The 11455-nt window shown below is 63.2% G+C and carries 11 protein-coding genes and 1 tRNA gene; 6 read left to right on the top strand and 6 right to left on the bottom strand.

Annotated elements, in window-relative coordinates; all coding sequences use genetic code 11:
- Positions 1-90: 90 nt before the first annotated feature.
- Positions 91-1113, bottom strand: coding sequence for a pyridoxal phosphate-dependent aminotransferase (locus D8W71_RS07705; RefSeq protein ID WP_236077911.1), 1023 nt, complete (start codon positions 1111-1113; stop codon positions 91-93).
- Positions 1114-1727: 614 nt separating this feature from the next.
- Between D8W71_RS07705 and hisD the strand changes: the two genes are divergently transcribed.
- Both hisD and D8W71_RS07695 read left to right on the top strand, forming a co-directional pair.
- Positions 1728-3050, top strand: coding sequence for a histidinol dehydrogenase (hisD, locus tag D8W71_RS07700; protein WP_121112396.1), 1323 nt, complete (start codon positions 1728-1730; stop codon positions 3048-3050).
- 88 nt (positions 3051-3138) lie between these two features.
- Positions 3139-3888 carry an SDR family NAD(P)-dependent oxidoreductase gene (locus D8W71_RS07695; RefSeq protein WP_121112394.1) on the top strand — a complete coding sequence of 250 codons (750 nt, stop codon included), beginning with the start codon at positions 3139-3141 and terminating at the stop codon, positions 3886-3888.
- 179 nt (positions 3889-4067) lie between these two features.
- On the opposite strand, the gene D8W71_RS07690 is transcribed toward D8W71_RS07695, so the two are convergent.
- The 3 genes from D8W71_RS07690 to D8W71_RS07680 all read right to left on the bottom strand — a co-directional run bounded on the left by D8W71_RS07690 (position 4068) and on the right by D8W71_RS07680 (position 6378).
- Positions 4068-4994, bottom strand: a complete 927-nt coding sequence (locus tag D8W71_RS07690; RefSeq protein ID WP_121112392.1) for a sucrase ferredoxin — start codon at positions 4992-4994, stop codon at positions 4068-4070.
- A 1-nt stretch (position 4995) separates the two neighbouring features.
- Positions 4996-5943, bottom strand: a complete 948-nt coding sequence (locus tag D8W71_RS07685) for an ABC transporter substrate-binding protein (RefSeq protein ID WP_153275337.1) — start codon at positions 5941-5943, stop codon at positions 4996-4998.
- Between the two features lie 363 nt (positions 5944-6306).
- A tRNA-Thr gene (locus D8W71_RS07680) sits at positions 6307-6378 on the bottom strand.
- Between the two features lie 89 nt (positions 6379-6467).
- Here D8W71_RS07680 and D8W71_RS07675 point away from each other — a divergent pair.
- Positions 6468-7946 carry a threonine/serine ThrE exporter family protein gene (locus D8W71_RS07675; protein ID WP_121112388.1) on the top strand — a complete coding sequence of 493 codons (1479 nt, stop codon included), beginning with the start codon at positions 6468-6470 and terminating at the stop codon, positions 7944-7946.
- A gap of 20 nt (positions 7947-7966) precedes the next feature.
- On the opposite strand, the gene D8W71_RS07670 is transcribed toward D8W71_RS07675, so the two are convergent.
- Both D8W71_RS07670 and D8W71_RS07665 read right to left on the bottom strand, forming a co-directional pair.
- Positions 7967-8221, bottom strand: a complete 255-nt coding sequence (locus tag D8W71_RS07670) for an MbtH family protein (protein WP_121112386.1) — start codon at positions 8219-8221, stop codon at positions 7967-7969.
- 89 nt (positions 8222-8310) lie between these two features.
- Complete coding sequence (locus tag D8W71_RS07665; protein WP_121118775.1) at positions 8311-9120, bottom strand: alpha/beta fold hydrolase; 810 nt, start codon at positions 9118-9120, stop codon at positions 8311-8313.
- A 169-nt stretch (positions 9121-9289) separates the two neighbouring features.
- On the opposite strand from D8W71_RS07665, the gene D8W71_RS07660 reads away from it, so the two are divergent.
- The 3 genes from D8W71_RS07660 to D8W71_RS07650 all read left to right on the top strand — a co-directional run bounded on the left by D8W71_RS07660 (position 9290) and on the right by D8W71_RS07650 (position 11453).
- Positions 9290-9817, top strand: a complete 528-nt coding sequence (locus D8W71_RS07660) for a general stress protein CsbD (RefSeq protein ID WP_121112384.1) — start codon at positions 9290-9292, stop codon at positions 9815-9817.
- 30 nt (positions 9818-9847) lie between these two features.
- Complete coding sequence (locus D8W71_RS07655; RefSeq protein WP_121112382.1) at positions 9848-10501, top strand: hypothetical protein; 654 nt, start codon at positions 9848-9850, stop codon at positions 10499-10501.
- Positions 10502-10694: 193 nt separating this feature from the next.
- Complete coding sequence (locus D8W71_RS07650; RefSeq protein ID WP_121112380.1) at positions 10695-11453, top strand: SDR family NAD(P)-dependent oxidoreductase; 759 nt, start codon at positions 10695-10697, stop codon at positions 11451-11453.
- The last annotated feature ends 2 nt before the right edge of the window (positions 11454-11455 follow it).

Genomic DNA, 11455 nt, shown 5'->3' with positions numbered 1-11455 from the left:
TGGTCCACGTGCGAAAGATATTATGCCGGGAGAGAAATATATTTGTACCGTTTTCACCGTCTGCACCGGAAGGGTGTGGCCCTGCGTGCCTCACAATCTAGGCAGAAGGGCGAAACGCTCGGCCGCTCGACGTATGTTTTCCTCCTTCCCGCCGTACATGATTCGTGCGTAGTGCGAGTCCCGGCCTGCGAAACGGTCACCGGTCGACGCCGGTACCCCGACATCGAGCAGAGCCTCTTCGAGTTCTCGGCCGGCCAGTCCAGTCTTCGCGAAATCGACGTAGCAGAAGACGCCAGCGCCGGGCGTCACCGCATCGAATCCCGCGTTGCGGGTTGCCTCGAGCAGGATGTCGCGACGGTCTCGGAAGGTACCGAACTCGACGTCGAGCCAGTCCCTGGAGCCGATAAGTGCAGCGTGAGCAGCCAACTGTGGAATATCGCCTACGTTGATGGAGTCGCACTCGAAGGCTCGCTGAATAGCGACAAGGAGGTCCGCTGGGGCGTGAATGTAACCCACGCGCCAGCTGGAGAAGGCGTAGTTCTTGCTGAAGCTGGTCACCGTGACCAATCGATCGTGAATTCCGGACAGTGTCATCTGTGGTGTGTACCCGTGAGCGTCGTGCACGTAGTCCTCGTAAGACTCGTCTGAAAAGACATACAGGCCATGTCGTTTGGCAAAAGACAGCACGGATGCGAGTTCAGATTTGCTGGGGACGTAGCCGGTGGGGTTGTTCGGATTGCACAAGATGATCGCCCGTGTAGCTGGCGTGATAGCAGCTTCCAAACCTTCGAAAGGTAGTGCCCATCCTTCGTCGGCACACGCTTGGACGTAACGAGGCCGTGCGCCGGCCATTCGCACCAGCGCATCGTAGAAGTAGGTGGGCGCTGGAATGAGTACCTCATCGCCCGGGGCGAGTAGTGCACGAAGCGCGATGCTCATGCCATGTTGCGCACCGTGTGTCACAAGTAGCTCGGTGTCCGGCTCCGACCTGAGACCAAACCGCGCGTTTAGGTGTTCGGCGATAGCCGCTTTCAACACCATCAGGCCACGTGGGGCGCGAGGGAAGGCTTTCCCAGCGGATTCCGACACGGCTTTGACCACGTGCTCAGGCATCGGAAGAGTCGGGACTCCCTGCATGGGCACGATGTCCTGACCGGCGACGCGCCGTGCGGCGGCCCGTTCCCAGAGCTCGAGGGTAGGTAGGCGGTCGTACATACTTCTCCAATCCTTGCTGGCGGTGCGAGAGGGTTAGTATTCTCACAAACATAGGTTAAGATCTTACAGATGTACATAGATATCTGCTGGGGAACGGGAACGTACTGTGAACCGAGCGGTAGCAAGGGGCTGGACGCCCTCCCCCTACGGTTCCGGGGCTGCTCGGTTCGTACTGCGGATGGAAGAGGGCTGCGTGATGCCGATAGAGCCTTCGGGCGATCGACCCTTCATGCGAATTGAATTCGCGCCGAATGCCGTTTCTGAGCGGGCATTTAGTCCAGCAGTGCATGCGGAGTCGACGCCACCTCGCATCTAGCACAAAATATGTCCAAAGTTGTTCAGCAGCAGTTTATTTCGCACACTAGACTGACCCGGATCAGACGCCCTTCCTATCTCCGGGTCTGGAAAATATCGCAATAACGTCCACGTTGAAGAGTTTTCATAGACCGCGATCCGTCGCTCGAGACCGCGAATCGTCAATCCATGTCCTACCCCTCGCAAAGGAGCTTCACATGTCCAAGCCGTTCTATCTCAAATCCGCCATCACCGCGCCCACGCCCACGGGCGATCCGGCTGTCGCCGACACAGTCGCCCAGGTGATCGCCGACATCCGTGAGCGCGGCGACGCCGCTGTTCGGGAGTACTCCGAGAAGTTCGACAAATGGACGCCGGAGAGCTTCAAGTTGAGTCACGCCAAGATTGAAGAGATCGTTGCGCAGGTGCCACAGTCGGTTGTCGACGACATCAAGACGGTCCAGCAGAATGTGCGGGTGTTCGCGCAGCACCAGCGTGATTCCCTGACCGACTTCGAGGTGGAGACGGCCCCCGGGGTGCACCTCGGGCAGCGCAATGTACCCATAGCCGCCGCGGGTGCCTACGCGCCGGGCGGCCGTTACCCCCTGGTTGCGTCTGCGCACATGACTACTGTTACCGCAAAGGTCGCCGGGGTTCCGCACATAACAGCCTGCACCCCACCGATCCGCGGTGAGATCCCTGCTGCCACCGTAGCGGCATTTCACCTGGCCGGAGCTGATGAAATCTATCTTCTCGGAGGCGTCCAAGCTGTTGCCAGCATGGCACTGGGGACCGAGACCATTCGCAAGGTGGACATGCTCGCCGGACCGGGCAACGCATTCGTCGCAGAGGCGAAACGGCAGCTGTTCGGCGAGGTCGGCATCGATCTGTTCGCCGGGCCGACTGAGGTTTTGGTGGTAGCCGACGAGCATGCCGACCCGTTCATCGTGGCCGTGGACCTGTTGAGTCAGGCAGAGCATGGACCGGACTCACCTGCTGTCCTGATTACCGAGTCCGAGGCTCTTGCCCGGGCCGCGCTCGATCACATCGACGCGATTCTCCCGGAAATGCCGACCCGCGACTTTGCCGGTCCGGCGTGGCGGGACCACGGCCAGATCATCGTGGTCGAGGATATCGAGGCTGCTTACGCGTTGGCAGACACCTTTGCCTCCGAACACGTTCAGATTCTCACCGACACCCCACGCCGAGCCCTCGAGGTGATGAACAACTACGGTGCCCTCTTCCTCGGTGAGAAGACTTGTGTCTCCTACGGCGACAAAGTAATTGGAACCAACCACACCCTGCCGACCCGCGGTAGTGCGCGCTACACCGGAGGACTGTGGGTGGGCAAGTACCTCAAGACGGTCACCTACCAGGAAGTCACATCCGAATCGGCGAGCGCCGAACTCGGCAAGCTGTGTGGGCGCGCAGCGCGAGTCGAGTTCTTCGAAGGACACGCCCGCTCCGGCGACGTGCGCGCCGCAAAGTATGCCGGCGCACCCCTGGTATGGGCGCCGCACGACTCCACGACTCGTCGATGAGAACGGCCACAACGCACCCGATGGATGCTTCATCGCGGCTGAGTCGTCGGCTCGCACCCCCGCCCATCACACACTCCGAAGGGCCGCCATGGTCACGTTCACGCTAGACGGCAAACGCGCGCTGGTCACTGGCGCCAACAGAGGTCTTGGGCAGTCAATCGCCCGCACCCTATCCAGTCTCGGCGCCACTGTGTACGGAACGTCCCGGACGGAGGCGGGGGCTGCGCAAATCGAGTCGGACCTAGCCACTCCGGGGTTGGTTCTCGATGTCCAGAACACGGCATCGATCGCGCGGTTCGTGGACTCGCTGGCCGAACGCATCGGGGGCGGAATCGACATTTTGATCAACAATGCTGGTGTCAACCATCCAGCCCCTGCCCTCGACGTGACCGAGCAACAGTGGGACGCGGTCGCGAGCACCAATCTGAAGGGCACATTCTTTCTTACCCAGGCCCTGGCACGGACCTGGGTGGCTGCCGCAGCGGGTGCGGTGGTTGTGAACATCGGATCCCAAGCCGGCACGGTCGGCATCGAAGAACGCGCGGCGTACTGCGCCAGCAAGGGCGGACTCGATCAGCTCACCAAGGTACTCGCCATCGAGTGGGCACCTCACGGCATCCGAGTCAACACCGTTGCCCCAACGTTCGTGCGCACCGAGCTCACCGCCTCCACCCTCGACCGACCGGGATGGGGGCAGACACTGCTCTCCCGCATCCCTGCCGGACGCTTCGGGGAACCGGAAGACATCGTCGGCGCCGTCGCCTTCCTGGCCGGTGATGCCGCGAAGATGATCACCGGGCACACGTTGCTGGTCGACGGCGGCTACACCGCCTGGTGAGCAGTAGCCTGCGATGCACGGGAACCGCAGTGGTCATTCGCTGCGATGATAATTTGCGCAAACCCCGTACAACCCTGCGGCGGTGTGGTTTCGAGCGAACGGCCGGTCGGTAGGTCGGCCACGGAGTGTGATAAATCGAGTCGGATCCGATGTCGATGTCGGCGCCGCAGGTCGGGCGATCAGTAGGTTGGCGCGGCGTCGAAGGCGGAATCGGAGAAAGTGACGATGCCGTGGTCGGGAACCGTAGACGTGAGCGAACGGCACGTCGTACGGCGCGCAGCCTCGGGTGCTGGAGCCACATGCACGTGCACTAGGCCCGATGCGGTCGAGACGACGACATCCTGCCCGACTCCGGACGAGGTGACCGCTGTCGGGCGCACGTCGTCGATCCCGGTGATGCCGTACCTGGTACGTACGGCATGTTCGGCAATCTGGACGGCCGGCGGGTCGCTGCACCGGCCTCGGTAGTGCTCCATCGTCAGCTGCCCGCAGTCGTGCCGATCCACCACGGCCTGGGCATTGGTCGGGGTGAGATTGCCGTAGTAACTTCCCTCCGGTAACGCCACCATCCCAGCTGCGAAGCGGTCCCCACCGAGGTGCGTGGATTCCCACACCCGTCCGCGGTGTCGGTTCAGGGACAACGCAACCGGACGCCCGAACACCGCGCAGCACGGATCCTTCTTTCCGTGCGTGCACACAAGATAGAGGGGCAGTTCGACCGGCGTTCCGTGTCCAGGTGCCGTGCTCGTCGACGCCGACTCCACATTGAGCTCCAGCAACTGATCGACACTGTCGAATGTGTACTGCTCGATCCACGGCCCACTACGACCCGAATGAACCAGGAACGCTTTTCTCACATCCGAATGTTCACGAGTTCGGTGCGGATCGCGAACAAGCTGGGGCCGCACACCCGAAGCGGCGCACCGCCGTACGAGCTCGACACCGGTCCGCCCCAGCGGTCCGTCCGGGCCGAGCGGTTCGAGGCCCCATGGACCTCGGTGTTCGATCAGCAGCCATCCGTCGGCTCTGGCTGCGGTCCCCCGCAGCGATTCCTCGCTCTCACGCGCCAGCACCGCGCACCCGTCCCAGCGGCCCGACACCGACATCTCACTCACCGATTTCGGACGCAGTCTCCACCAGAGCCTGCGCGGTCAGAACGTTGCCGAAAAGGAAGTCCTTCGACGGCAGCTCCGTCACACGGGCACCGAGCGCGGTGAAGAGCGGGTTTTGCCGCAGTTGCGCCACCGCGTCCTCCGTCCCGGCGTCGGTCAGCAAGACGATGTCGTCGGCGGCGAGCACATCGATCAATTCGGGGCTGACATCGACGGTCTGCACAGCATCCGACCCACGGTCCTGCTGTTCAGGAGCGCGATAGCCCAGGTCGGCAAGAACCGAGTAGGGAAAGGACCCGTCCTGCGTCATGTATCGCAGCGCATCGGCGCGCACCCTCGCAACCGTCAGTGTTCGGCCCTCTTGCGGTGCACGTGCGCTGGATTCGTCGACCACTCGCTGGTAGTCGGCAATCAAGCTGTCGGCCCTTTCCTCTTCGTCGAGGAAGCCAGCCACTTGCTCGAGAGTGCTCTGCCACGACGCCGGGGTGTATTCGACCACAACAGTGGGCGCGACGGCGCTGACCTGGTCGTAGAGGTCCCGGTTGTCCTCACCCGACGTACGCATCACGATCAAATCCGGTGCGGTTGCGATGAGCGCCTCGACGTTGACCTCGACGTCGGCCGAGCCGATGTCGGTCGGTTCGGCAGCGAGCCGGGCGCGTACCACCGGGGCGTAGTCACCGGTCAGCGGGGGTTTCACAGCGGCAACAGGCTCGACACCCAACGCTACGACTGCCTCCATGGTGCGGTCACCGTCGAGGACGGCGACACGCGTCGGATCTGTCGGGACGCTCGTCTCCCCGAACGCGTGCTGCACCACCCGAACATCACTGTCGCCGCCGGTAGGGGTGGCGTCCTGACTGCACGCGGTCACCGCCACGGCGCACAAGATTGCTACAGCACCGAGGCGCCAACGGCCGAACGCCGACTCATCGTTTTTCACCGAGTTAGGGTATCCCTCGAAATCGCCCGTCGGGGTGGTCACGTCATGGAGTACCGATCTGATCGTCGGGCATGGCCACGTAAATGCCACTCGATGCAGCGGACCCAAGTCCGTCAGCCGCGTGAGTTCGGCCCGCGGGTGCGCGTAGACCTAAGCTGCTGTCGCGCCCGCACCATTCGCATCGGAAGGCGAGCACATTCGGAAGGTAACCCGGTCTGTCTGCCGATCAGCTGGCGATTCTCCAGGTCGCAAACACCGCTTGAACCCAGGTGGACGAACCGGGCTCGCAGCTGAAACGAGCGGCCACTACAGACCAAAAAGAAAAGGCCCCAACCATTTTCACTGGCCAGAGCCTTCTCGACGAGCCTCCTAACGGGATTGAACCGTTGACCGCTCGCTTACAAGGCGAGTGCTCTACCGCTGAGCTAAGGAGGCGTTGTGCGGGACCCAGCATATCCGCACACCGAACTCACAGTCCAAACAGGTACCTTGTCGGTGGATCACCCCAGCTACAGAAAACGATCATGACTTTCCTGCAAGACTTGACGACGTCTTTGAGTCGTCTCACCGGTGAGCGTCGGGCCACCATCGATACACCGACTGCAGCGCCGTCACCGCTGCGGCCAATCGACCTCGCGGACGATGCCGTCGTCGCTGAGGTGCTGGATCTGGCGGTCCGCGTCGGCGAGGTTCTGCTGGCGTCGGGAACGTCGGCCATGGATACGACCACACAGGTGCAGTACATCGCCGCAACCTACGGTTTGGCGCGCTGCGACGTGGACGTCACGTACAACTCCATCACCATCAGCGCCCACCGCGGCCCGACGCGTCCGCCGTCGACGACGATGCGCATCGTCCACTACCGCTCGATGGACTTCACCCGGCTCGCAGCCGTCGACCGCTTGATCCGCGGCGTCCGCTTGAAACTGATCCCGCCCGCGACCGCTCGCGAGACGCTGGACCGGATCACGACGGCTCCGCACCCTTACAACCGCTGGGTGGCCACATTTGCGTGGTCGGGGCTGGCGGCGTCCATCGGTGTCCTTCTCGGCGGCGGCGCGTTGGTAGCCGTCGTTAGCTTCTTGACGACGATGGTCATCGACCGCATCGGCCGAATCCTCAACCGCGCCGGGCTGCCGTTCTTCTTCCAGCAGGTAGTCGGCGGCTTCGTAGCTGCCACCCCCGCCATCACGCTCTACAACTTCCAGGACCAACTGGGCGTGTCCGTGTCACCGTCGTTGATCATCGCCGCAGGTGTGACGGTGTTGCTGTCGGGGCTCTCGCTCGTCGGCTCGGTGCAGGACGCCATCACAGGGGCGCCGATCACGGCGTCGGCCAGGTTTTTCGAAGTTCTGATGATGACGGGCGGCATCATCGCCGGCGTCGCTACGTCCCTGAAAATTGCATCGATCCTCGGCAGCAACCTGCCGCTCATCAGCAACACTCCACCACCGGACATCACCGAGGTCCCGACGAAAGTGCTGGCAGGTGCGGCCGCATCACTGTTCTACGCGCTCGCCTGCTACGCGGAAAAACGGGCTCTGACCGCTGCGTTCTTCGGCGGCTTCGCCGGTGCCCTCGTGTATCTGATGGTGCAGACGGTCGACACTGGCCCGATCATCGCGTCGGCGTTCGCGGCCACGGTCGTTGGTTTCGCCGGTGGTCTCATGGCACGTCGCGCACTGATTCCGCCACTGATTGTCGCGGTCGCCGGAATCACCCCGCTGCTGCCAGGCTTGTCTCTCTACCGGGGGCTATACGCCATCATCAACGACCAACTGCTGATCGGCATCAGCTCGCTGTTCGCCGCGTTCGGTATCGGCGTCGGGTTGGCTGCAGGCGTCGTCCTGGGTGAGTGGGGAGCTCGTACGCTGCGTCGGCCGCGGATCCTTGCCCGCACCGAGGAGCTCCTACGACCCACCCTTCGGCGCAGAGAAGAACCGCGCCGCCCGACTGTTCGTCGGCGACGCGGTTCTGTCGATCTCAAGAAGAAGAAAGGCTAGGCCCTAGTCAGGACCCCGGCTCAGGACTCAGTAGTTCCCTCAGCGGACTGGCGTGCAGCCGCGTCGGCCTCCATGGCCTCACGGAGGCTGCGGGGACGCATGTCGGTCCAGTTCTCCTCTACGTACTTCAGAGCTGCCGCGCGGGTGTCTTCACCGAAGACAACGCGCCAACCCTGCGGAACCTCGGAGAACGTCGGCCACAGCGAGTGCTGATCTTCGTCGTTGACCAGCACGAAGAAGCGTCCGTCTTCGTCATCGAATGGATTGGTACTCATCTCGCCTCACTCGTCGCATACGTATACAGGCAGTCTTCTTGGAAGAAGTGCCCCCTGACCCTAGCAACGCACAGTATCGCAGTAGTGGGTCACGTCCGGAGAAATGCCAGCACTGCCTCGTTGATCGCCTCGGGCCGTTCGAGGTAGCCGTAGTGGCCGACATCCGGAATCTCCACGTATTTGGCGTCGGGAATCGCTTTCGCCAGCTCCGCGCTGAGGTACGCCGGAATCATCCGGTCGTGCTCGAACCCCACCGACAAGCACGGGATGCCGATCTTGCCGTAGGCGGCGCCACGGTCGAAGTTCTCGTCCATTCCCAACTGTGCACGCACGCCTGCGGAGGTAGGTCCGACGGAGAACTCGAGAAGGTCGAGCCAGTCGCGGGCCTGCCGAGGATCGGCCAGCGTCGTCGGCGACAGGTTCATCGCCGCGGTAATTGCTGCGGCGTATTTGGGCGGAAGATCGGTCTTGGCATCGGCCAGGGCCCTTTCGCCCTCGCCGAGCGTCTTCTGAAACTCGTCGAGCCGCGCGTGACCGGCGAGGAAAATTGCCTTGTCGAGCAGCTCGGGGCGTCGCAGCGCAAGCTCCTGCGCGACGCGCGCTCCCATCGACGTGCCGACGACGACAGTCTTCTCCTCACCCGTTCGGACCAACTCGATGAGGGCGGCGGTGTCTGCGACGAGGTCGTCGATGGTCATCCCGTGAACGCTCTCGGAGGACGGCGCGATTCCGCGGTTGTCGAAAAAACACACCCGGTAGCCGGCCTTCACCAAGGCCGGAACCTGGTGAAGGTCCCAGACTCGGCCTGGACTGCCGGTACCCATGATGAGCACGACCAGCGGACCGGCGCCCTTGACCTGGTAGTTCAGCGATATCCCGTTCACCGTGGCGGTGGGCATGAGACTCCTCTTCTGTTGCAACTGCTCGCAAGAGTTTACGACCGGCGTCCGACACGGAGCCGACCGGCGGGTTTCTGCGGTGTTTCCAGGGCTTGCGCGGGGGTACTCGCGAGTAGGGCACATCGCCGTCCGGCGGACCGAACGACATATGCGCTAGGAGCCACAGCACATGACTGACGACAATGCATCTTCCGAAGCCAGAAAAGGCCTGCTCGACGGCATCAAGGGCAAGGCGAAAGAGGTTGTCGGCGCGGTGACGGGAAACGACTCGCTCACCACCGAGGGACAGCTCCAAGCCGCACAGGCCCGCGAGAAGAAGGAAGCCAAGGCGTCGGAGCTTGCTGCTGAGACGCAGGCCGCGCAGGCAGGCGAAGAGCTGGCCGAAACGAAGAACGCCGCGGACGATCAGCGAGCGGCAGCCGAGGAAAGCGCACGCGCATCCGAGGACGAGGCACGGCTGACCGCGCAGGCACAGAAGCTCGCCGCCGAGCGTGAAAAGACTCAAACGGTTGCAGCGGAAGTGGCCGATGCCGAGGTCGACGCCCGTGCCGAACAGATCGAGGCGGTCACCGAGGGCAACGCCGACGCCAGGGCCGCCACCGAAGAAGAGGCCGCCGCGGCTGCCCGTCACCGTGAGGAAGTAGCCGCCGCCGACGCCGCCCGCGCCGAGGCCGAGCGCGCACGTCGTAATGCTTGATTCTCGTTACTAGCTAGGAGCACATTCGCAGTGAACCTCATCACCATCCCGATCACCATCCTCCGATTCAATTACAAGCTCGCCCGGGTTCCGCTCGGATTGTTCGAGAGCAACGTCGTGCAGACGTGGAGTCCCGACGCCCCCGCGCGCCTGGCGTACGAAAAGACCGTTGGCACGCTCGATCTGAAAATCGGCGCCATCCTCGGCGACAAAGACGCCCAGCAGCGCGGAGCTTCACAGGTCCACCACGCGGACGAGATGGCCAAGGCTGTGAAGTTGGAAGCCGAGGCAGACGCGAAGGAAGCCGAAGCCGACCAGAAGCTGAAGGCATCGCGCGAAGCTGCCGAGAACGAGCGCAAGGCAGCAGCCAAGGCCGCCGAGGAAGCGACCGAAAAGGCTCGCGCCGAAGCCGAAGAGCGCAAGAAGACCGCCGCCCGTGAGGCCGAGGAGAAGGCAGCGGCCGAGAAGAAGAAGGCGGACGAGCTCGCGGCGTCGCGTGCCGCATCGGCTCGTAAAGCCGAGGAAGCTCAGAAGCAGCAGATCGACAAGGTCGAGAAGGCCGCATCCGCGCCAGCCGAAGCGGAACTCGCCGACGCCGCCGAGCACCAGGAGGACGCCGAGGACAAAAAGGCCGAGGCAGCTCGTATCGAAAAACTGTTCCTGGCGGAGAAGGAAGCGGACTAGCGCGGGTTTGCTCCGCTTAAGGGGTGACCGAATGACTCATTCGGTCACCTAGTTCGCTGGGCGCGCGGGTTGCAGCCCAAACACCTGTTGCAACCCGCGCGCTCGCTGAAACACGCGCGGGAAGGCTGCCGACGCCCGGGGGAAGGCCAGAAATTGGCTGGCGGGGCCTGGCTGCAGGATTTACCGTCGAAGGATGGGTCCAAGGGTTGCTGTGGTGACCGGCGTCGGCAGGGGTCGCTCGATCGGTTCGCACCTCGCGGTCGGTCTTGCCCGAGACGGCTGGAATCTCGCGCTGAACTACTGGACTCCGTACGACGACCGCATCGGATACGAACGCCGCGTCGACGACCCTGAGCTGACTGCGGATCTATGCCGTGACGCCGGTGCCGAGGTCACGCTGGTGCCCGGCGATCTGGGCGATCCGACCGTGCCAGCTGACATTCTCCGTCGGGCACGGCAACTGGGACCGGTGACAGGACTCGTTCTGTCGCACTGTGAGTCGGTGGACAGCAGCATCCTCACCACCGACATCGACAGCTGGGACCGTCACTTCGCCGTCAATGCCCGTGCGACGTGGCTGTTGATCAAAGCGTTCGCCTCCGAGCTCCCTCCTTCGGTCGATACGGCCGCCAGAATCGTCGCATTGACCAGTGATCACACCGCTCACAATCTCCCCTACGGTGCGAGCAAGGGTGCGCTGGACCGAATCGTCACCGCAGCTGCAATCGAACTCGCCGATCGGGGCGTCAGGGCAAACGTCATCAACCCCGGACCTGTCGACACGGGTTGGATGGACGATGCCACGCGCGCGCACGCCATCCGCGCAACCCCAACCGGAAGGCTCGGAACAGCCGACGACACAACCGATCTGGTGCGGTTCTTGTTCTCGGATCAGGGGTCGTGGATCAACGGGCAGATCTTGTACAGCAACGGCGGTTTCACGACCGGATAGGT

The organism is Rhodococcus sp. P1Y (assembly GCF_003641205.1).
Lineage (GTDB): Bacteria > Actinomycetota > Actinomycetes > Mycobacteriales > Mycobacteriaceae > Rhodococcoides.
This window is presented reverse-complemented; position numbering and strand designations above follow the sequence as displayed.

What these genes read in the sequence shown, in the direction of transcription:
- D8W71_RS07705 (WP_236077911.1), bottom strand. Translation starts at nt 1,113, where the DNA reads ATGCCTGAGCACGTGGTCAAAGCCGTGTCGGAATCCGCTGGGAAAGCC.
- hisD (WP_121112396.1), top strand. Translation starts at nt 1,728, where the DNA reads ATGTCCAAGCCGTTCTATCTCAAATCCGCCATCACCGCGCCCACGCCC.
- D8W71_RS07695 (WP_121112394.1), top strand. Translation starts at nt 3,139, where the DNA reads ATGGTCACGTTCACGCTAGACGGCAAACGCGCGCTGGTCACTGGCGCC.
- D8W71_RS07690 (WP_121112392.1), bottom strand. Translation starts at nt 4,994, where the DNA reads ATGTCGGTGTCGGGCCGCTGGGACGGGTGCGCGGTGCTGGCGCGTGAG.
- D8W71_RS07675 (WP_121112388.1), top strand. Translation starts at nt 6,468, where the DNA reads ATGACTTTCCTGCAAGACTTGACGACGTCTTTGAGTCGTCTCACCGGT.
- D8W71_RS07670 (WP_121112386.1), bottom strand. Translation starts at nt 8,221, where the DNA reads ATGAGTACCAATCCATTCGATGACGAAGACGGACGCTTCTTCGTGCTG.
- D8W71_RS07665 (WP_121118775.1), bottom strand. Translation starts at nt 9,120, where the DNA reads ATGCCCACCGCCACGGTGAACGGGATATCGCTGAACTACCAGGTCAAG.
- D8W71_RS07660 (WP_121112384.1), top strand. Translation starts at nt 9,290, where the DNA reads ATGACTGACGACAATGCATCTTCCGAAGCCAGAAAAGGCCTGCTCGAC.
- D8W71_RS07650 (WP_121112380.1), top strand. Translation starts at nt 10,695, where the DNA reads ATGGGTCCAAGGGTTGCTGTGGTGACCGGCGTCGGCAGGGGTCGCTCG.